Source organism: Photobacterium aquae (assembly GCF_001029445.1).
GTDB classification, from domain to species: Bacteria; Pseudomonadota; Gammaproteobacteria; order Enterobacterales; family Vibrionaceae; genus Photobacterium; species Photobacterium aquae.
The window spans coordinates 69,115-88,250 of the sequence record NZ_LDOT01000027.1; the positions used below are offsets into that span (position 1 = coordinate 69,115).

General features: G+C 44.8%; 18 protein-coding genes. 12 read left to right on the forward strand and 6 right to left on the reverse strand.

Translation table 11 applies throughout. The features are described 5' to 3' along the window. Window positions 1-50 precede the first annotated feature (50 nt). The gene (locus ABT56_RS18040; RefSeq protein ID WP_047880336.1) at window positions 51-836 is read right to left on the reverse strand and encodes an AraC family transcriptional regulator; all 786 of its coding nucleotides are present in this window, start codon (window positions 834-836) and stop codon (window positions 51-53) included. Window positions 837-1,048: 212 nt separating this feature from the next. Between ABT56_RS18040 and ABT56_RS18045 the strand changes: the two genes are divergently transcribed. From ABT56_RS18045 to ABT56_RS18085, 8 genes are all read left to right on the forward strand, one after another. Continuing rightward, entirely contained in the window at window positions 1,049-1,894 is an 846-nt protein-coding gene (locus ABT56_RS18045; RefSeq protein ID WP_420835134.1) for a mechanosensitive ion channel family protein, read from the forward strand. Window positions 1,895-2,016: 122 nt separating this feature from the next. Then, complete coding sequence (locus tag ABT56_RS18050; protein WP_047880305.1) at window positions 2,017-2,565, forward strand: 3'-5' exonuclease; 549 nt, start codon at window positions 2,017-2,019, stop codon at window positions 2,563-2,565. Window positions 2,566-2,732: 167 nt separating this feature from the next. After that, window positions 2,733-3,245, forward strand: a complete 513-nt coding sequence (locus tag ABT56_RS18055; RefSeq protein WP_047880306.1) for a hypothetical protein — start codon at window positions 2,733-2,735, stop codon at window positions 3,243-3,245. Between the two features lie 261 nt (window positions 3,246-3,506). Continuing rightward, window positions 3,507-4,403 (forward strand): DMT family transporter, encoded by an 897-nt coding sequence (locus ABT56_RS18060; protein ID WP_047880307.1) that lies wholly within the window; start codon window positions 3,507-3,509, stop codon window positions 4,401-4,403. Window positions 4,404-4,539: 136 nt separating this feature from the next. Further along, window positions 4,540-5,400, forward strand: coding sequence for a methylisocitrate lyase (gene prpB / locus ABT56_RS18065; RefSeq protein WP_047880308.1), 861 nt, complete (start codon window positions 4,540-4,542; stop codon window positions 5,398-5,400). 88 nt (window positions 5,401-5,488) lie between these two features. Then, window positions 5,489-6,940, forward strand: coding sequence for a bifunctional 2-methylcitrate dehydratase/aconitate hydratase (locus tag ABT56_RS18070; protein ID WP_047880309.1), 1,452 nt, complete (start codon window positions 5,489-5,491; stop codon window positions 6,938-6,940). Between the two features lie 103 nt (window positions 6,941-7,043). Continuing rightward, complete coding sequence (locus tag ABT56_RS18075; protein WP_047880310.1) at window positions 7,044-7,340, forward strand: hypothetical protein; 297 nt, start codon at window positions 7,044-7,046, stop codon at window positions 7,338-7,340. A 736-nt stretch (window positions 7,341-8,076) separates the two neighbouring features. Then, on the forward strand, window positions 8,077-8,928 hold the full coding sequence (locus ABT56_RS18085) for a (2Fe-2S)-binding protein (protein WP_053062545.1): 852 nt from the start codon (window positions 8,077-8,079) through the stop codon (window positions 8,926-8,928). Here ABT56_RS18085 and ABT56_RS18090 read toward each other — a convergent pair. After that, entirely contained in the window at window positions 8,906-9,733 is an 828-nt protein-coding gene (locus ABT56_RS18090) for a bestrophin-like domain (RefSeq protein WP_047880312.1), read from the reverse strand. The two genes, ABT56_RS18085 and ABT56_RS18090, sit on opposite strands and share 23 nt — an antisense overlap. Window positions 9,734-9,948: 215 nt before the next feature. On the opposite strand from ABT56_RS18090, the gene ABT56_RS18095 reads away from it, so the two are divergent. Next, entirely contained in the window at window positions 9,949-10,383 is a 435-nt protein-coding gene (locus ABT56_RS18095; protein ID WP_047880313.1) for a universal stress protein, read from the forward strand. Between the two features lie 157 nt (window positions 10,384-10,540). Here ABT56_RS18095 and ABT56_RS18100 read toward each other — a convergent pair whose 3' ends face one another. The 4 genes from ABT56_RS18100 to ABT56_RS18110 all read right to left on the reverse strand — a co-directional run bounded on the left by ABT56_RS18100 (window position 10,541) and on the right by ABT56_RS18110 (window position 15,480). After that, window positions 10,541-11,782 carry a leucine-rich repeat-containing protein kinase family protein gene (locus tag ABT56_RS18100; protein WP_047880338.1) on the reverse strand — a complete coding sequence of 414 codons (1,242 nt, stop codon included), beginning with the start codon at window positions 11,780-11,782 and terminating at the stop codon, window positions 10,541-10,543. 171 nt (window positions 11,783-11,953) lie between these two features. Beyond that, window positions 11,954-12,520, reverse strand: a complete 567-nt coding sequence (locus tag ABT56_RS18105) for a YadA C-terminal domain-containing protein (RefSeq protein WP_053062546.1) — start codon at window positions 12,518-12,520, stop codon at window positions 11,954-11,956. Between the two features lie 456 nt (window positions 12,521-12,976). Beyond that, window positions 12,977-13,327, reverse strand: a complete 351-nt coding sequence (locus ABT56_RS24035) for a hypothetical protein (RefSeq protein ID WP_157037899.1) — start codon at window positions 13,325-13,327, stop codon at window positions 12,977-12,979. Between the two features lie 68 nt (window positions 13,328-13,395). Beyond that, window positions 13,396-15,480, reverse strand: coding sequence for a serine/threonine-protein kinase (locus ABT56_RS18110; protein WP_053062547.1), 2,085 nt, complete (start codon window positions 15,478-15,480; stop codon window positions 13,396-13,398). A gap of 361 nt (window positions 15,481-15,841) precedes the next feature. On the opposite strand from ABT56_RS18110, the gene tagH reads away from it, so the two are divergent. Genes tagH through tssK form a run of 3 tightly spaced genes read left to right on the forward strand, consistent with a single transcriptional unit; the run spans window position 15,842 to window position 19,130 of the window. Beyond that, window positions 15,842-17,305 carry a type VI secretion system-associated FHA domain protein TagH gene (tagH, locus tag ABT56_RS23345; RefSeq protein ID WP_053062548.1) on the forward strand — a complete coding sequence of 488 codons (1,464 nt, stop codon included), beginning with the start codon at window positions 15,842-15,844 and terminating at the stop codon, window positions 17,303-17,305. Between the two features lie 25 nt (window positions 17,306-17,330). After that, on the forward strand, window positions 17,331-17,771 hold the full coding sequence (tssJ, locus tag ABT56_RS18120; RefSeq protein WP_240478353.1) for a type VI secretion system lipoprotein TssJ: 441 nt from the start codon (window positions 17,331-17,333) through the stop codon (window positions 17,769-17,771). Between the two features lie 30 nt (window positions 17,772-17,801). After that, the gene (tssK, locus tag ABT56_RS18125; protein ID WP_047880315.1) at window positions 17,802-19,130 is read left to right on the forward strand and encodes a type VI secretion system baseplate subunit TssK; all 1,329 of its coding nucleotides are present in this window, start codon (window positions 17,802-17,804) and stop codon (window positions 19,128-19,130) included. Window positions 19,131-19,136 lie beyond the last annotated feature (6 nt).

Sequence of the window (19,136 nt, forward strand, 5' to 3'; positions counted from 1 at the left end):
TCAGCCAGCCTTTAGGGCTGGCTTTTTGCTATTAGGCGCTTGGGTATACATCATTTGTTGGCGAATTTCTGTCTATATTGATCTGGCGTGCAGTGGGCGTGCTTTTTAAAAAGGGTAATGAAAGGGCTGGCTTGGTGGTATCCCAAGGTGAGGGCAATCTCTTTTACCGATACCCCGTGGCGAAGGAGGTGGAGCGAGTAGAGAAACTTGCGGCGTTGGCGCCATTCTGTATGGCTCATGCCTAATTTATCCTGACAATGACGGGCGAGGGTCCGTTCCGTCGTGTGCAATTCGTCGGCCCACTCTTTGAGTGTTTTGGTGGACGTTGGGTTACGTTCCAAATCGGCCAGAATAGGCCTTAGCATTTTGTCGTCACTGCTTGGCAAAAACTGTTCATGCTCTTTGGCTTGATATACCTGATCCAGCAGTACGCTGACGAGTCGTTGATCTTGCTCGGTTTCGGCGATGGTCAGTTGCCGTTGTTTGAGATTATTGATGATAGCTTCCATGATCGGGCTGACTTCAAGCAAGCAGGTATAGTGCGGTAGGCGATCAGCCAGAGGATGTACGATATTCATCGAGCAATAATTGAGGCTGCGGCGCATGTAGCTTTCGTGCTCGACACCAGCGGGAACCCATACCGCATACTGGGAGGGCGACAGAAAGCGTTTGTCTTGGGTTCTGAGTTCTAAAATACCGCCATTGATAATTTGTAATTGCCCCCAAGGATGGCTGTGGCTGGATGTTGTTGTTCCGGGAAGGAAAACCTCATGGCCGAAGAAAATATCGCCGGGAGGGTTGTTGTTGTCAAACAGCGGGGTATAGGATGATTTCATCGCGTAGTTATCAGTAGGTGTCATCTTGATCGGATAGCTGATGAGTATATACCTAAGTAACTTTAGTGTTATGTGAATAATGATGAGTAATCATAGTTTTACTCTCGTGAGGTGGATCTCGGTTGCTATGTATGGGAAGTTAGGTCGGTCAAAATTAGCAGTAGATAAGGATGCAGTAAGTGGAACAGCTGACCCCCGTGATTGAATATTTGATGAACCATAAGCTTTTATTGAGTGCTTTGGTGATTTTTACCATTGTGCTGATCCGGCAATTTGCGCTAAAGCAGATCCGTGGCGACGTTGCTTTTGTTTCAGAGAAGCAGCGCAAATGGATGTCGCTGACCAAAAATGGCACCTTCACCCTGATTGTATTGACGTTGTTTATCCTGTGGCAATCGGAGATCAGCGAATTCGCTCTGTCGCTTACGGCGATTGCCGTTGCCATTGTGGTGGCTTCAAAAGAGATTATTTTGTGTTTTACGGGGTCCATCCAGCGTGCCAGTGCCCGGTCATTTAGGATTGGGGATTGGATTGAAGTGGGGGCGTTGTGTGGCGAGGTGATCGAGCACAATATGATGGCAACGGTCATTCAGGAGATAGACCTGCACCACGGTAACTATCACTTCACCGGTAAGACGGCGACATTGCCCAACAGCATGTTTTTTACCTATCCGGTGAAGAACCTCAATTTTATGAAGCGATATGTTTACCATAACTTTTCAATCACAGTACGAGATTTCGTTAACCTGTATTTGATATTCCCGGAGTTGATCGAGCAGATTGAGGGTCACTGTGAGGAGTTCATCGAGGTCGCCCGGCGTTATAACAGCATGATCGAGAAGCATGCAGGGGTCGATCTGCCAGGCTCTGACCCGCATATTCATATCACCACGACGTCAACCGGTGAGCAAGTCGTGCACATTATGCTGTTCTGCCCGACCGAGCAGGCAGTGCATTTAGAACAGCTGATCCGTGAAGATTTCATGCAGATCTATCATGAAACTTTCAGCCAGTCAGCGGCTGCGGGGGCGATGAGCCCATCATTGCCGTTTATGTAATATCAGCCTTTTTGTTGCGAGATGTAGGCTTGAGTGGCCAAGTGGTGATGGTGCACATTTTGGTGTTCAGTCAGTGAAATGCTATTCTTCGTGCCAGTTTAACTGAGATTTCCGGAAGTAAGATGAATTTTAACCGTATTGTCTGTTTTGACCTCGAGATGTGTTGCTGGAATGATGGGCGTGAGCCCAGAACGGGTGAGATCATTGAAGTGGGTGTTGCCGAACTGGATCTGACAAACGGTGAAATTGTGCGCCGTGCGCAATATTTCGTGAAGCCTGAGAATGATGAAGTATCGTTTTTTTGTACCGAGCTGACAGGGATCAAACCTGAAGTTATCGAGAAGAACGGTAAGCCGTTGGCGACTATTATGAAGTCGATGGAGCAGAAATTTGGCGGACGTCATAAGATTTACGCTGCTTGGGGACGTGATGATCTGATTTTGCGCAAGGAATGCGATGAAAAAGAAATCAAGGTGCCATTTGAGGAGTTTTTGAATCTGGCGACAGTATTCAAATTGCAAAAGCATGTTAAGAGCAAGCGTTGTGGCCAGCGTGCCGCGATGAAAATTGCAGGGCTGGAGTGGGAAGGGCGGCAGCACTCTGGCTATGATGATGCGTACAATCTAGCCCGCTTGGCAAAAACCTTGTTCGTTCCAGATGTAGAAGCGTAATCGCGTCAGCTCGCGCATCATTGTGATGCCTATTCCTGTGATAAATGCCTACGGTTGTCATATCTCGTATGATATTGGAACCGTAGGCATTTCATTTTTTCCTGTAAAAACTTGTCGTCGTACCAAGATTCATGTTTAGAGTGGTGAAATAAATGTGAAAAATTGACATGTTCAATTTGTATCATATTATTTCTGTTTTAATGAATAATCATAAAATATTGGCTATGGACAAGACAAAGTGTGGCATTCCTATCAGGAATGCGCGGTATCAGGAGAGATTCCCCGTTGGTGATACGTTAAATGAAAAGCGGTCGGCGAACGAATTGCGTCGATGGTGGAATGTACTTTTCATCGATGAACTTCACTATTTTGAAAGCGGCAAAATCAGTGTCTGCGTGCTTGATAGTGAAACCTGGGACGAGCCAAGACAGATCTCGGAACATGAGTGCTTTGACGAAGCTGTGCGGGCTGCTAATTTTTATCTGAATCACTCTGATGTCTGGCGTCGTTACGATGCACCCTATCAGCCTATTGTGAAGTTGGGCCATTTAACCGAGGTGGAAGAATATTTGGATGGTTCCTTCAAAAAGCCCACGGAGCAGGAACTGTTTGAGCATCTTTACTACTGGTTACCCAAAGCAGAAAATGTGGCCGAGCAGAGATGCATCTGTGATGCTTGAGGCACGTATTTGGCGTAACGTTGGAATACACTCTTTCCTGATGAGAATGAATGGGAGTTTATTTCGGTGGTAAGTCTTTTTAATCTATAAAAATCAATGTAGTAGGCTTCTTTGGTGATATGTGACGAGTATCATTTTAAATCATGATGTCTGACTATCGACCCATGGTGTCTTTTTAGAGATATGTATCCGTAATCTGACGTGTCAGAATATGAGCAGGATGATGTTTTCATCACATATTTCGAACCAATAAGGCAAACCATGTTCTATTTATTTCCTTTATTGACAGTTGCTATCTGGTCAGGAAACGCCATTGTCAACAAAATGTCTTACAGTGTGATTGATCCTGGGGCGATTTCCTTTTATCGCTGGTTTGTCGCCATGCTCGTGTTGACTCCGTTTGTTTTGCCGTCAGTATGGCGCAAACGCCATGTGATTAAGCCATATTTGGGGAAGCTGGCTTTTTTGGCGTTATTGGGGATGGTGTTGAACCAGTCTTTGGGTTATTTCGCGGCGGCGACGACCACGGCGACCAATATGGCCCTGATTATATCCCTTGTTCCCCTTATGAGTATGTTCCTCAGTGTTCCGTTGCTTGGGCAGCGTCTATTGCCCATTGCTCTGGTCGGCGCTGTTTTGTCGCTTTCTGGGTTGGTGTTTATGCTCAGTCATGGGGATATCAGTCGGTTGGCTCAGCAGGGGATCACCCAAGGTGATGGTTTGTTGTTGATTGCCGCGTTTGTTTACGCGCTTTACTGCGTATTGCTCAAGCGTTGGCAGATGCCATTGAGCAACTGGCAATCTGTGTATGTGCAAGGCGTGTGTGCAATAATCATGCTGTTGCCAATGTTGCTCAGTAGCGAGCGCGTTGCGATTACCGCAGAGTCCTGGCCATTGATTGCTTATGCCGCATTAGCCGCATCGGTTATTGCGCCTTGGTGTTGGCTGAAAGGGATAGAGGCTTTGGGGGCAGATCGCTCGGCAATTTTCATGAATTTAATGCCAGTGATTACTGCGCTGATCGCCAGTGTCGTCCTTCATGAGAAGCTAATGGCCTATCACTATATCGGTGGGTTGATGGTTTTGTCAGGGGTTATTCTGGCGCAGCACAAACCGAAAATCCTGCCGAAGCAGGAAGAGCTGGCATCAGCTGCCTAACTGAAGCTGATGGTATTGATAACGGCAGCACAACGAAAGTTGTGCTGCCGTTTTTTTATAGCTCGATAATTAATTGCCGCCATTTCAGGGCGCTGTACTAGATTTTATGTATCTAGCCATGAGCAAGGAGTGCGTAATGAGCCCTGGACAGCGTTTCAGAACGATGGTGGCGGAACAGTCACCGTTGCAGATTGTCGGCGCAGTAAATGCTTACTGTGCGATGATGGCAGAACGGGTCGGCCATCAGGCTCTATATCTTTCAGGTGCAGGGGTAGCTAATGCCTCGTTTGGTTTGCCCGATTTAGCCATAACGACCCTCAATGATGTTGTGGAAGATGCAAGACGGATCACGTCAGCCAGTCAGTTACCCCTATTAGTAGATATTGATACCGGATTCGGTGGCGAGTTGAATATTGCCAGAACTATACGCGAGCTGGAGCGTGCCGGTGTCGCAGCTGTGCATATTGAAGATCAAGTTAGCCAGAAGCGGTGTGGTCATCGACCAAATAAAGCACTGGTCAGCCAAGAAGAAATGGTTGAGCGAATAAAAGCCGCTGTTGATGCAAGGCAGGATGATAGCTTCGTTATTATGGCGCGTACCGACGCTTTGGCCGTTGAGGGCATGGAGGCTGCGATTGAGCGGGCGCAGGCCTACGTTGAAGCCGGGGCGGATATGCTGTTTCCCGAAGCGTTAGCCTCTCTAGATCAATACCGCCAGTTAACCCATTCCGTTGATATTCCTATCTTGGCCAATATTACAGAGTTTGGCCGTACCCCTTTGTTTTCTGCCGATGAATTGGCCCAAGTTGGTGTGGCTATGGTGCTCTACCCGTTGTCGGCCTTTCGGGCAATGAACAAAGCTGCTCTCAATGTGTATCAGCATATTCACCAAGACGGCCACCAGCGGGTTGTGGTTGAACAGATGCAGACTCGTGAAGAGTTATATCGCTTTTTGGATTACCACCAGTTCGAGGCCAAGCTCGATCAGAAGGGGTGAGTGCTGTGTTTTACAGTGTCACCACGTCATCGGGGATGCGCCATGTTATTGGTGTCGTCTGCCAACTGGATTACAGAAGGAATATTAAATGGAAAGGAATGTCGATATTAACGAACGTCCACAACCGGATATGCTGCTAAAGCAAATTGCTGAGTATGTAATGACTACGGAGATCCGCTCTGAGCTTGCATACCAGACGGCCCGTTACTGTCTGATGGATACGTTGGGTTGCGGAATGCTGGCTTTGCGTTTTCCTGAGTGTACGAAGCATTTGGGTCCTATTGTCCCCGGCACAACAGTGATTAATGGGGCAAGGGTGCCGGGAACATCACATGAATTGGATCCGGTAACTGCCGCGTTTAATATCGGCTGCATGATCCGCTGGTTGGATTTCAATGATACCTGGCTGGCGGCAGAGTGGGGGCACCCGTCGGATAACCTTGGCGGGATCCTCGCTGTCGCTGATTACCTTAGTCGGGTGGCCGTGTCGCAGGGTAAACCGCCACTGACAATGCGTGATGTGCTGACGGCGATGATAAAGGCCCATGAGATCCAAGGTGTTCTGGCTCTTGAGAACAGTTTTAACCGTGTCGGGTTGGATCATGTCTTGCTGGTGCGGGTTGCCTCAACGGCAGTACTAACCAAGATGCTGGGAGGCAAGCGGGATCAAGTCATTGATGCGCTCTCTCAGGCATGGGTTGATGGTTGTGCCTTGCGAACCTATCGCCATGCGCCCAATGCCGGTTCTCGTAAATCGTGGGCGGCGGGAGATGCCACATCACGGGCTGTGCGGCTGGCGATGATCACCATGAAGGGAGAGATGGGGCTGCCATCGGTGCTGAGTGCAGACAAATGGGGATTTAGTGATGTGCTGTTTAATGGTGAACCGTTGAAATTAAGCCAAACCTTCAATAGTTATGTGATGGAAAATGTGTTGTTTAAGTTATCTTACCCGGCAGAGTTTCATGCTCAAACCGCAGTGGAATGTGCGGTAACACTTTCGGCCCATGTTCAAGAGCGGTGGGATCGTATATCACGGATCGTAATTACCACCCATGAATCGGCCATTCGGATCATTTCTAAGTCGGGCCCTTTAGTGAACCCCGCCGACAGAGACCATTGTTTGCAATATATGGTGGCTGTGCCTTTGTTGTACGGTACGCTGGCAGCTGAGCATTATGAAGATTCGTTTCATTACGCGGATCCCCGAATTGACGCCCTGAGAGCGAAGATGGAGGTTGTTGAGGACGAAGGCTATAGTATTGACTATCTTGATCCAGATAAGCGATCGATTGCCAATGCTGTCCAAGTCTATTTTGATGATGGTACCGCAACAGATAAAATTGCGGTTGAATATCCTATCGGCCACCGTCGTCGCAGAGAGGAGGGAATGCCGGTTCTTGAAGGCAAGTTCAGGGATAGTTTGTTGACGCGTTTTCCACAATCTCAATGTGAGCGTATTTTACGATCATGTACTAATCAGTCAGCACTTGAAGCCATGTCCGTCCATGAATTTATGGATTTGTGGATGATAAATTAGATATAGAGCTAGTGCGGAGTACGAGTGACTTTTCTGTGACGTTGATCATATTTATGAACTGAGCTAAAGATACATGAGATTGCCATGCAAAAAGGGAGGTCGCATGCAACTCAATCTCGTGGTGTGTTTTGTCGCTCTATTGGCTCTGGTTGTTGATAAATGGTCGTTGTTTGATGACTCAACGGCTCGTTATGCCAACACGCCGGTTTATGATCCGCCTGCAAGGAAAAGCACGGCTAATTCATCAGGGAGTGTTTATCCGGATGAAACGCCGAGTACGCGAAGGGTGGCAGAGAAGCAGCCTCAAGAACTGAACAGTCGTGATGAATACGAACAGAAGATGTTCCCGACTCAGAATCGGGTTGTATTGGGGCATATGACGATTCCAGCCGAGCCGTAGGCTAATCTAGCAGAAGCCGTATGAAAAAAGCCGCGTTATGCGGCTTTTGTGTATTCCTTCAAAAAGGAGAGTTTAGCTTTGCTAATGGCGGACTGACTCCGCTCTTTTAACTTTTTCCTAACCAATTTGGCGTCCTTACTCATCGTAATGACCTCATGCATTCCTTGCACGTTTTTTACCAACGTTGCATTGTGGTTGAAAATAGCCAACTTGCACTGATATGTGAAGTTGGGCACCAACAGGTTGGAATATAACGTAATGGATATGAAGAATGTATGCATAGAGTGGAAAACTCAGGTGTAAAGATTACATTATGCGACATGCTTCATATTTAATGGGTGAGAACGAAGCTAATTATTTAATACGAGGTTGAAATGCGACCAAATCTTCGAAAAAGACAGTAATGTTATCCTTTACATGGCGTTATTTCCTATGAATTTGATACAAATAGGATTATTGCCTGTGGTATTTAGATGAGCGGTCAAACAATTATCACCATTGAGATACGGATACCTTTTCGCTTCAGCGGGGATCTGGGTATACAATTATCGCCGTTTTAAGGACAAATAATATTCAAACACCTCAATGTGAATGGAAATGTCTTTCCTTCACCCATTTGTTGAATCAACGTGCTGAAAGCAGACTGAGTTTGGCATCTTGAGGTAATTTTGGATATGTGTATTTGGCAGGGAATGCTGAGTCGATATCTCAGATTTAGTGTATGAAGGCAGCTTCCATGACAGTTTCTCAGTATATGGCCGATCTTTGGCCAGGCCAGCCCGTGCAGAATACCTTGGCTGCCCAGTTTGACTGGCTCCATCAGTGCCTGCCCTTCCTTCGTTTACAAACTGCCGGCGGGGGGGCGTCGTTGTCCCAGTGGATCCCTAGTAAGCTTGATCCGGCCATAGAATCATTTTGTAATGCGAAGGATGTTCGGCATTCCGTAGGGGCCTCGCTATGGCTAAAAAGTTTTAACGCTCACTTATTTACCGGGCTGGCAGCATTGAGGCTTAAATTTAACCGTGTGCCTGCGTTGACGGAAGATGCGATTATTGTCGATATTAATGCTGAGGGTAAGGTCAAGCAGCTATCGATACTCGATAGCCAGCCATTTTACTGTTTGGCAGATGATAGTATGGCAGAGGAGCCACAAGCATTGGTGGTTGCCAATGAGGCTGAACTTGATCGTTGTCTGGCCGAGATCCTTACGGGTCTGTTGTCTTACCTCGAGCCTGAGTTCAAGCGTAACAATATTGGTCGGCAGCTTTTTGTTGGCAGTGTTGGCTATGCGCTCGGTACGGTGTTTGCGAAATTGACCGAGAAAGGGTATGACCGTGATCAGTTAGCCCGCTTACTGCCCGTTGCCGATAATTGGTTGAAAACCGTATTGCCTGCCGCAGCAACGCTGAATACGGTTACTCAGGCTACTCAGTGTAATCGAGCGATATACTATGTTCGTCGCGAAACCTGCTGTTTGAAATATAAATTAGCAGGCAAAAAGAATTGCGGCACTTGCCAGCTTACGGATGCCGCTGAGCAGCTTGCGTCTTACCAAACGAAGGTGCCTACTGAGCTGGCCCAGGGTTAAGCAAGGTAGATTGGTCTGGATAGAGCACTTTGTCCAGGCCATCTCTTAGATCAATGAGCGGTTGCTGGCTGATTTCGATAATGCTGCGTGTTGGGCGATCCAGCTCGACAATCAATGTTAATACCAAAGAAAACGCAAGCGCAAAAGGGAGTGCAGCAACCAGAGCCCTGCCTTTGTTTTCGGCCCCGACTTGAATACCGTTTAAGGCGATGGTTAAGAAGGTGAGCAGCCCCAGAGTGAACCAGATACTGGCGGGGATCCTGCCGCGGATGCCTTTGTTGGCTCTTTCGGCATGGATATCGATAAGTTCATTGAGTGAGTTGATGTAGAGCAGCAATAATTCAGGCGAGGTTGTTTCATGTGAGGCGATAGCCTGACGCCACAATTCTAATTGTAAGTGTTCGCTGCGTTTTATGACTTGGTTAACGACCTTCTTGCGTGTTTCTTTATCCTCCACCACTCGGATGGTGACATATTCCCTGAGCAGTGTTCGGCTGCGTTCCCTAAAGGGCTCTGCCAATAGTGAAGACCGTAAAATGGTGGTGCCAATGATATTCGCTTCTTCGAGTACCAGTGCTTTGCGATCGGCTGATTTTGTCGCCGCCATACTAAAGGTGATAGCAAGGATAAAGGCCAGTAGGCTGGCAAGTCCGGTAGCCATTGGGCCGATAGAGTGGCTGATTTGTTTGGAAGGGAAGCGAATCGCCAATTGGTAGCCTATCTCGAACATTATGGCAATCGCACAGAATATCAGTACGAGAATGAGATAGATGGAGAGAGAATCCAAGAAGGTTTCTTGATACATATTTACGGCCCGGCTTGTTGGCTATAGGTGAATGTCGCCTTCAATTTCAGTATAGAGTGATTGGAGTGTTGCGTTTCTAAGACTCATGGAGGGAAAACTAATGGCGTTTCAATGGTGCCAAAACAGTTACCCCGAAGAGAGGGTCCTTCACTTGAAGATAACTTAGGTATATTCGTCTAGGCTTTGCATAGTAGCTGTGGGTGGAGAATACCGTCATGGGATACAAGCACGTTCTGTTGGCCGTAAATTTTGATGATGATGCTGAATACTTGGTGAAGAAAGCCGCAGAGCAGTCCCGAGTTAATCATGCACTGTTCAGTGTTATTCATATCGATCCTGATTTTACGGATTTGTATGAGGGGGTGAGGGAATTTGATTTGGAGGCTGAGGGGGATGAGATCCTGAGCGCATCCGTGCAGGCCATGTGTGGCTTGCTCAAAGAGGCGGATTACCCCATTTATAAGCACATTTTCTATGCCGGTTACGTCGAGGATCAGATCATCAAGGCCATCGAGGAATTTGATGTTGATCTGTTAGTTCTGGGGCACCATAAATCCAATTTGTTCCGGCAGTTGGTGCTCTCACCGAGCGAGCCGCTGTTACGGAAAATGCCGTGTGACATATTGTTCTTGCGGTTGAGAGAATCATAGCCAGAGGACCACCGATCTCTAAGTGGCCTCCTGATATTTGTTTGCGCGAAGCTATAATGGTTCGAATCATCATATCTTCTGGTTTGGGCCAATAGGTATACGGGCGTGCCGAAAGGGTAGGTATTTTTGCCAAGGCCCAAGGTACCAGTTATTGAGGTTATTTCGTGATTAACTGTTGAAGCTGCTTGTACGTATCGCTCTTTTGGTCGTTGGCGATACAAATATTCAGCAAATCATCAATGAAATAATGAAGGGCCCGACGCTCGATAGCCATGATTTTTTGTTGTTGCTCTTCAGTGAGCATGTGATACATGGTGGCCGCACCAAAGTCGCCGAAGATGATATTCGCCTCATCGTCAAATAAGGTGTTATGGGCATAGAGATCGCCGTGGCAGACTTTATTCTCATGTAAATGCGCAAAAACATCCTGCATCTGAACAACGATTTTCTCTATGTGTTCAATCGACAAGGTAAAGTTCTCAGGAAACGTGTCACGGGTACAGGTGCTGAAGGTTGGTGGCAGGCCTAAATTACGGTAATGATTCGGGATCAAGTTCATGATTAAGGCTAAGTAACCCTCTTCATTCACTTGAGCTAAAGATTGCACCAAGTTGGGATGGTGACCGACTTTCAAGCAGGCTTGCAGCTCGTCTTCAGGGTAGCCGTCACTCGTCACTTCTCCTTTAAATACTTTTACTGCAATTTCAGTTGGCAGGTTGGCTTGCGGTTGATTCCAGATCGCTTTTGAAATAACGCCCGAAGCTCCTTGGCCAAGTACATGCTGCAGTGTGAAGCTGGTGGATGGGACACAAGGGACGGTTTGAACCTTGGTGCTTGATTGGCAAAACGGGTTACCGGAAAACGCGAACCACGCAAGTTTCGGCAGCCCCAGTAATTGGTCTGGACATTGGATGAGGTTGTTTGCGGAGATCCGCACTAACTCGAGGTTATTCAGTTGATCCAATGTTTGCGGTAGGTGTGTCAGGCGATTGCCTGCTAGTGCCAGTTTTTGTAGGCGAGGGCGCTCACCCAGCGAGTCCGGCAGGGTTTCAATCTGGTTATCGGTTAAGATCAGCCAACGAAGCCGGGTTGGTAATGACTGAGCCGGAACATGTTTGATCTTGTTTGATTTCAACCCGACCATCTCTAAGTCAGGGCAGCGCCCGAGGACTTCCGGTAAGGCTTCGAACACATTGTTGGATGCAAAGAAAATTTTTAGTTTTTTCAGTTGAGAGAATTCATCAGGTAATTCTGATAATCGGTTGTCTGACAAATCAAGAATTTCTAGGCTATCAGCCAGAGACAGGATCTCTAGGGGGAATGACGTTAAGTCTTCAGATAATTTTAAGCGCGTAATGCCGGCGAGTTCGCCAGATTTTAGTTGCGAAAGTGTCTGCAAAATGAGCAACCCGAGGTGAGTGTGGTACAAAACGGCGGGTAGTGTACTGAAAATCTCGGCTGACACCCAAATTCAATTTTATCGTTGGGCGACTTCTTTTGAGTATTGTTCCGTGTCTTTGCTTGATGGCATGCCATCCTTGGCAAGGCTAACTATTCGATACCGAATATGTTATTTGAATTTATATTGAACGCCGACACCCCCAGCAACCTCTGAGCTTGAATATGTACCGGCATTTTCATAATGGAAGGTACCGGACACACTCCACTGGTTATTGAAACCATATGCTCCGCCAACGGCAAGCGCTTCTTTGCTGCCAGCAAACCCGACGCCTGCGCCGATTGCAAATTCACCATCGGTGACAAATGGTCGGGCGTTGGTAACGGCATGAAAGCTCGCGCGGATACCATCCATTTGTTCATTGTGTTCTTTGACTTGTTTTTCAAATGCTGTTTCTAAGGCGTTTATGCGGTCAGAGTCAGATTTTGGCGTGACGCCAAAGCTAGGATCTACAGGCTCGGGGCGATCCGGTATGGAATTATCTGGTTGTGGACGATCCAATGGTGGTTGGAGACCAAAATTAGGATCGGTTGGTTCAGGTCGATCTGCGGGTAAATCGGGTTGCGGGCGATCAAGCGGTGGCAGTACGCCTGAATCTGGCGTGCTGGATGCATTGGCATGTAATGCCGTGGCAGATAGGCTTAGAATAATTGTTGCGGACAATATCGACTTTTTCATAAAGGGCCTCTTGGCGAGATTGCGAATAAACTTCTACGGGTAGCGGTGGTTTTGAGCTATCCCTTGAATGAGCCCAGTGTAAAAAATGCCTTTTAATTAAACTAATTAGTGCTGTTGATAATTGTTATAAGCGCAGTTTATGGCTCTTGGTTATGTGGCGAAGCACTTATCTAAGTCGGTAATAGTGGTGGAATTATAATTAGTACCAAAGTCATTAAAAGTCCGCACTGACTATGATGATGTTAGCAACTCAAATCTTGCGGACTCACTGATGAGATGTGGGGAAAGTAAAGTTTCTTCCTTTACCATCCGTTCATCGTCAGCTTTAAGAATGGTGGGAACCGAAGAGATGCATGTGAGCGTTGAGCCTGAATTCACGAATAGCTTAGAAACAGGCTGTCCTCTCTTAATTAACAGTATTTGTTATGGTACTGGTTATAGGAACATTAGCATTGGTCACATCAAAGGTGGGGATATAAAGTTATGCACACTATAGACAAGAAATTCACCATGAGCGATACGTTCGCTGAGCTCGTTAACCATATCTTCCCGTGTTCTATGATTTTGCAAAGGTGTTGGATGAAGTTGATGATAGAGTTTGAGTAGGTCGAAGCGATAACCCCATCGGTTGGAATGTGATATCAGCAGATGTCTTGCCCAATATTTATTTCTGAATTGCGTTTTGGCAAGGTTAGGGTCGCCCTCAAGAGGGCGACTTGCCGGAGTGATAACAAAACATAAACCTACAGGACTAACCAGCAATGTCTGGTTAGATTTTGCATTAGCAAACGCATGTTCAATATTCACACTCAGCGTCCTTACCATTTGTGCTTTATATGACTGATCTTTATCTATGTTTTTATTTAATAAAGTGGTCAGTTTATTTTTTTTGCATTTTCAACTTGAGCAAATAGCTCGTTAGCTTCTTTCATAGCTTCATTAGCTGAGCGTCTTTTTCCTAAACGTAAGAAGCTGTCAGAAAACTTAAGGTACCGGCTTGCCATTGAAAGACGAATTTGAACCAGAGGTGAAAAATCTTCCGGTAATGATTTTGCTAGCGTATTAACTTCTTTGTTTAGTTTCGCCAGTCTTCTTGTAGTCGTGATTTTTTTGAGGATATTGTCAAACTGTTTAAATTGGTTGTTATAGAAAACTGTGGCCGCTTCGTATGGATATGGTGTTGTTTCATCTTTTTCAACAGTGGTATGGTAGTCATCCATTTTCTGTATTGATTTTTTTAAGGCACTCGCGGATGCAAGCAATTCTTTTTGCTGTTCGCTATCAGAGAAGAATGTCCTACCTACCCCAAGAAGGTAATCTATTTTTGCTGAATTAAGAGAGTCAGTGGCACGGTTAAGAGTGGTGGTATAAATTTTTTGAGCTTCTTGACTAGGATCTACAATGTAGTCTTTGTTTAGCGAACGTAAATCACTTAATAGTAATTCAATATCATCGCCATTTTCTTGAGGGAAATAGAGACCTTTTTCTAGGAGTTTATTAAGTCTATCCTCAAGCATATCAATGGTTGATTGCCAACTTTGCGTAATGCTTTCAGAAAGAGTACTCAGTTGCTGTGAATCAGGATAGAGAGATTGAGCAGAGATGAGTTCCTGCTCAACAGCATAATAATTAGGAAACCGGCTATCACGCTGATTAAGTATGGCATTAATACGTTTTTCATATAATGCGAGAATCTGAGGTTGTTGATAGCGTAATAGGCCTTCTTTAAGTATTGTTTTTTCTTCAGGCAGCAAAGCTATAGTATTTATTAGCTCTGAGGCAGGAAGCTGAGATAGTTGATTATCTGCTAGTAACTCTTGTTCAATATGAGTAAGTTTTGTTTGTAATTGAGTAATTTCGATATTTTTTTGCCAGAAACCATAGCCAACTACGCCGGCAAGGCAGCATGCGCTAACCAGTGAGGTAACCACAGGCCATGTACGTTTGTGAAGTTTTTGATGAAATTCAGGAAAACTGTTGATTCGCTTTGCTGCCTGAAACTCAAGACCGCAGCGAAGTGTACGCCATTGTTGGCTATTTAGGTGTTTTGGTTTGCTTGCTGACATATTTTCTTTTTGTGCTTTGTCAGCAGGCTTACGTTGGAATGGGTGGAGGCTAGTGAGTAGTTCATAGGCAATACAGCTAAATGCAAAAATGTCATCTTTGAGCTCTGGTTTTTCGCCGAGAAGTAAATTTGGTGATGCGTAGGTTGGCGTATATCCACTCAAGGCATTAGTTTCGTCTTGTATTTCTGCTGCATAGTAATCTGCATTGAGTTTCAAAGCTCTTGATACACCAAAATCAAAAATCTTTATTTCACCTTTACGGGTGAGCATGATGTTGCTGGGTTTTAAATCAGCGTGAATAACACCTTGCTCGTGAGCGTAAGTTAGCGCAGAAATCACTTGATTGAGGATACTCATGGCTTTGCTGAAGCTCAGTCCACTTGGCCGTGAGCGTTGAATGACTTCTTCAAGAGTTTCACCATCAATATATTCCATCACTAAATAATGTGCATTTTTTTCAACGCCAAAGTTATACACTCGGATAATATTAGGATGGCTAAGTTGTTGGGTTTTCTGTGCTTCTCTGATTAGACTCTTAGCTGCATCAGGTTGATTGAGAAATTCCTCCTGAAGAAGCTTGATAGCTACGGTAGCGGAGTTTGAACCAGCCGCCTGGAGAAGTAGGTCAGTAGCCCGATAAACATTGCACATACCACCATGACCGATAAGGGCTTCAATCTTGTATCGACCTTTGATGATTTTTCCTTCAATACCGTTAATGTCAGAATGCGAAGCTTTTGCGTTCAATTCAGCATCGAGATGGGGCTCAGTATGATCTGACGGTATTTTAAGTAGCGTTTTATCTGAAGATTCCAAGTCACTTTCATGCTGGTTGACCGAATCCGAATTGTTTTCAGAAGAGTGTTTGGATTGGTTATGTTTATGGTCGTCCATTCAGATTTTAACTCCAACTATCAATAACGTTGCAATGACAATGCTTAAGTACCAAGATTTTTATATGAAATATAGAGTAAGAAGATGAGATTGCGGTCAGTCACAAAAATATTAGCATCAAATGCAAAGAAATCTTGTCATTTCCATGATGTGAGCTGGAGAATTTAATTCTGGATATCGTTTTCTTATTGATATTTTAGAGTTGTATTTTTAACATACTCTTGCCCTAATTATACGCGGCATGTGAGCTTATTGAGTGTTTCATTATTATTTTATTGGGCTTACTTATTTTGTTGTGTTTCAAGGCGGGTTTATTGGTATTTCTCTAGGTATATAAATCGCAAAATGGATTATGTTGGTTATGGAATTAACACTCTCAATCGTGAGTTACCACCGCTTTACGTCTGACTTAGAAGTAGAAAAATCATTTTTAATGCATGAGCATGATATGCCAAAAGGGTATGTTATTGGCCGATCTCCGCAGTGTGACTGGTGTTTACCTGATCATGAGCGTGTTATTTCCAGTATGCATGCACGAATTGATTGTGGATCTCATGGGTTTACTATTACCGATATATCAACTAATGGTGTGTTTATAAATCGCTCCGTTACTCCATTGGGAAAGGATAGCTCACATACATTTAGGGATGGTGATTTTTTTGCATTTGGTGAATATGAGTTTGAAGTATCAATTAGAGAAAGTGGAACCCTAAATGGAGACGTTCTTTCAGAGGATAGCGATTTATTCAATGATCATAGAGGGATAGAAAAAAATGAATCCAATAGTAAAAGTAGCCCAATTGTACCTGAAGAATGGGACTTTGGTATTTCTACCCGTCAATTAGATCCTACTCCGATGGCAACGCCTGTAAACCAACAGGAAGAGGCAGAGATTGATACGCTGGCATCTAATGTATCTACGTCATCAGAGAAGGACGCCCCATCAGCTATTATTTCTAGCAATATTGAAGATAGCTTTATTGCTCCAAGGAGTGTTCATTCTCATCACAATGAAGAGTTGGCAATCCCTGAAAACTGGAGTGCTAATTTACTTGTTGAGCCAACGTCTAATATTCAGCCACAAGCCACAGAAGTCTCTGAACCAGCAGCTATTTCGAGTGAAGTTGTAGGTTCCCGAAATGGAAGTCAACAACGAACTGACGAAATAAAGATTAAAGATTCTCCTGCAAGTCAGCCTGTAGCATCTATGACAACATTGAGTTCGAATACTTCAGAACAAGCTATTCAGGCTTTTATTCAGGGTTTGGGGATCAGCAATACGATGGTTCCTTCCGAGCATGATGAGCGGTGGTGGTTTGAGCTAGGCACTTCTATGCAATATTTAATGACTGGTTTGATGGATGCCTTACATCATCGGACTGAATTCAAACAAAGTAACCGTTTAAATCAAACTCTTTTTAAACGTCAAGAAAATAATCCGCTGAAGTTTTCTGCTTCTCTTGAGGATGCCATTCATAACTTATTTAATCGTAAAAGTGCCAGTTTTTTACCTGCAGGTAGGGCGATAAAAGAAGCATTTTCTGATCTAGATAGCCATGAGCAAGCGTTGTTAGCGGGGCTTGATGGTACGGTAAGCGGTATGATGAAGCTCCTTGCCCCTGAATCAATCGCAATGAAAACGGAAGAACAAGCCTTTTGGGGACGTTTGAACCCTGCACGTTCTAAGGCCCAGAATTGGGCTAATTATGAAGCGATGTACCAGCGATTAAATGAAGATTTACAAAGCGCAAGCCAATCATTTTATTTGGATGATTTTGTTAAAGCCTATGAGGCCCATTTAAAGTCTCACAAAGTTAAGGGGTAAAGTCGAAATGGTATTACGAATAATTATGTTTGTTGTGGTGTCAATAATTCTTAGCGGTTGTACTGTTGCGAATTATGTTGTATCACCTTATACAAGTGTAAAGTTTGAAATAACAGAAGATGTTAATCCTGATTTGAATGGACGAGCATCTCCAGTTGTAGTTAAAGTATTTTCATTGTCATCACGGACATTATTTGATAATCAAGATTTTTTTTCTATTTACGATGATCCCAATAAGGTTTTAGGCCCAGATCTTATTGAAACAAATGAGTTTGAGTTTTTGCCCGGGTCTAACTATCAGTATGAAATTAATTTGACACCAGGTATTCGCTATGCGGGAATTTTAGTTGCTTATCGAGATATTGAAAATGCTCGTTGGCGAGAAGTAATTGAAATAGATATGACTGATTACAAGACCTATGATTTGGTTATTGGTGAGCTAGCCGTATTTGTTGATAATCCTTAATTATTAGTATCACTTTTCGGGAATGTAAAAATGAGTGATTTTAGCCGAGTTGCCTGGTGTGAAGGGATGTTTTTGCGTCCTCAGCATTTTCAGCAGCAAGAACGTTTTCAATTATATGAACTGACTCAAGTTGTGAGTCAGATATCGTCATATCTTTGGGGAGTTAACGAGCTACAGTTAGATGACACTTTGCTTAAGCATGGGCAAATTGGTTTGAGTAAAGTCGCGGCCATTATGCCTGATGGCAGCTCGGTTGTTAGCCCGAAACGTGAGAAGTTACCGCAAGCATTACAGTTGGATAAAAGCGTGCATGATCAGCTAGTTTATCTGGCTATCCCTGCCGATAAAGCTGGTGACGTAAACATTAGCGCCCCTGGAAGTTCTCAGATAACGCGGTATTGGTTTGATGATCATGAAGTGGCGGACTCTGCTATTGGGACGGATGCAACGGAAGTCTTGCAACTCTCACAGTTAGCTGTAGTACTAAAACTCGCTAGCGAGAGTTTATCCGGCTACATTACGTTGCCGATTGCTCGTATACATGAGGTGACGGATGAAGGCCGGGTTATTCTCGATGAAAAATATATACCGCCTTGTTTGAATGTGCAGAAAAATCCTGTTATCAAGCGTTTTATTACTGAGTTACGGGGGATGGTTAAGCTGCGTGCTGACACCATAGCCAGTCGCTTGAGTCAAGGACAAGGTACCGCAAGTTCAATAGCTGATTTTCTGATGTTACAGATACTGAATCGTTATGAACCTGTGCTGTGTCATTTTGATATGTCGGAAGGACTACATCCAGAAGCACTGTGCCGCCAATTGTTCTCAATGGCCGGGGAATTGTCAACATTCTCAACTGAAAATAAACGCCCGCCTGAACTTCCCGTATATCTGCATGATGACCTAACGGTGGTGTTCGGAAATATCATGGTTGTGCTGAATCAGTTTATGAGTGCAGTACTTGAGCAAACGGCAATACAGTTACCTATTGAGGCAACGAAGTTCGGTATCCGTATTGCGGCTGTCGCGGATAAAGTATTGCTAGAGCGGTCAACTTTCGTATTAGCTGTGAAAGCAGATCTACATCCAGACGAATTGCGTCGCAGGTTCCCTGCCCAGGTGAAAATAGGCCCGGTAGAGCATATTCGCGATTTGGTGAATAACCAGTTACCAGGTATCGCGACAACAGCATTACCTGTCGCGCCTCGTCAAATTCCTTATCATGCGGGGTATCATTATTTTCAACTAGATAAAACAAATGATTACTGGCATCGGTTAAGCGCAAGTGGTGGCATCGCCTTACACTTGTCAGGGAAATACCCAGACTTGGATATGCAATTGTGGGTGATAAATAAATAATAATGA

Coding starts and splice junctions, on each gene's coding strand:
- ABT56_RS18045 (WP_420835134.1), top strand. CDS start 1,049: ATGAACCATAAGCTTTTATTGAGTGCTTTGGTGATTTTTACCATTGTG.
- tssK (WP_047880315.1), top strand. CDS start 17,802: ATGAGTGATTTTAGCCGAGTTGCCTGGTGTGAAGGGATGTTTTTGCGT.
- tagH (WP_053062548.1), top strand. CDS start 15,842: ATGGAATTAACACTCTCAATCGTGAGTTACCACCGCTTTACGTCTGAC.
- ABT56_RS18055 (WP_047880306.1), top strand. CDS start 2,733: ATGTTCAATTTGTATCATATTATTTCTGTTTTAATGAATAATCATAAA.
- prpB (WP_047880308.1), top strand. CDS start 4,540: ATGAGCCCTGGACAGCGTTTCAGAACGATGGTGGCGGAACAGTCACCG.
- ABT56_RS18040 (WP_047880336.1), bottom strand. CDS start 836: ATGAAATCATCCTATACCCCGCTGTTTGACAACAACAACCCTCCCGGC.
- tssJ (WP_240478353.1), top strand. CDS start 17,331: ATGTTTGTTGTGGTGTCAATAATTCTTAGCGGTTGTACTGTTGCGAAT.
- ABT56_RS18085 (WP_053062545.1), top strand. CDS start 8,077: ATGACAGTTTCTCAGTATATGGCCGATCTTTGGCCAGGCCAGCCCGTG.
- ABT56_RS18105 (WP_053062546.1), bottom strand. CDS start 12,520: ATGAAAAAGTCGATATTGTCCGCAACAATTATTCTAAGCCTATCTGCC.
- ABT56_RS18050 (WP_047880305.1), top strand. CDS start 2,017: ATGAATTTTAACCGTATTGTCTGTTTTGACCTCGAGATGTGTTGCTGG.
- ABT56_RS18075 (WP_047880310.1), top strand. CDS start 7,044: ATGCAACTCAATCTCGTGGTGTGTTTTGTCGCTCTATTGGCTCTGGTT.
- ABT56_RS18070 (WP_047880309.1), top strand. CDS start 5,489: ATGGAAAGGAATGTCGATATTAACGAACGTCCACAACCGGATATGCTG.
- ABT56_RS18060 (WP_047880307.1), top strand. CDS start 3,507: ATGTTCTATTTATTTCCTTTATTGACAGTTGCTATCTGGTCAGGAAAC.
- ABT56_RS18110 (WP_053062547.1), bottom strand. CDS start 15,480: ATGGACGACCATAAACATAACCAATCCAAACACTCTTCTGAAAACAAT.
- ABT56_RS18095 (WP_047880313.1), top strand. CDS start 9,949: ATGGGATACAAGCACGTTCTGTTGGCCGTAAATTTTGATGATGATGCT.
- ABT56_RS18090 (WP_047880312.1), bottom strand. CDS start 9,733: ATGTATCAAGAAACCTTCTTGGATTCTCTCTCCATCTATCTCATTCTC.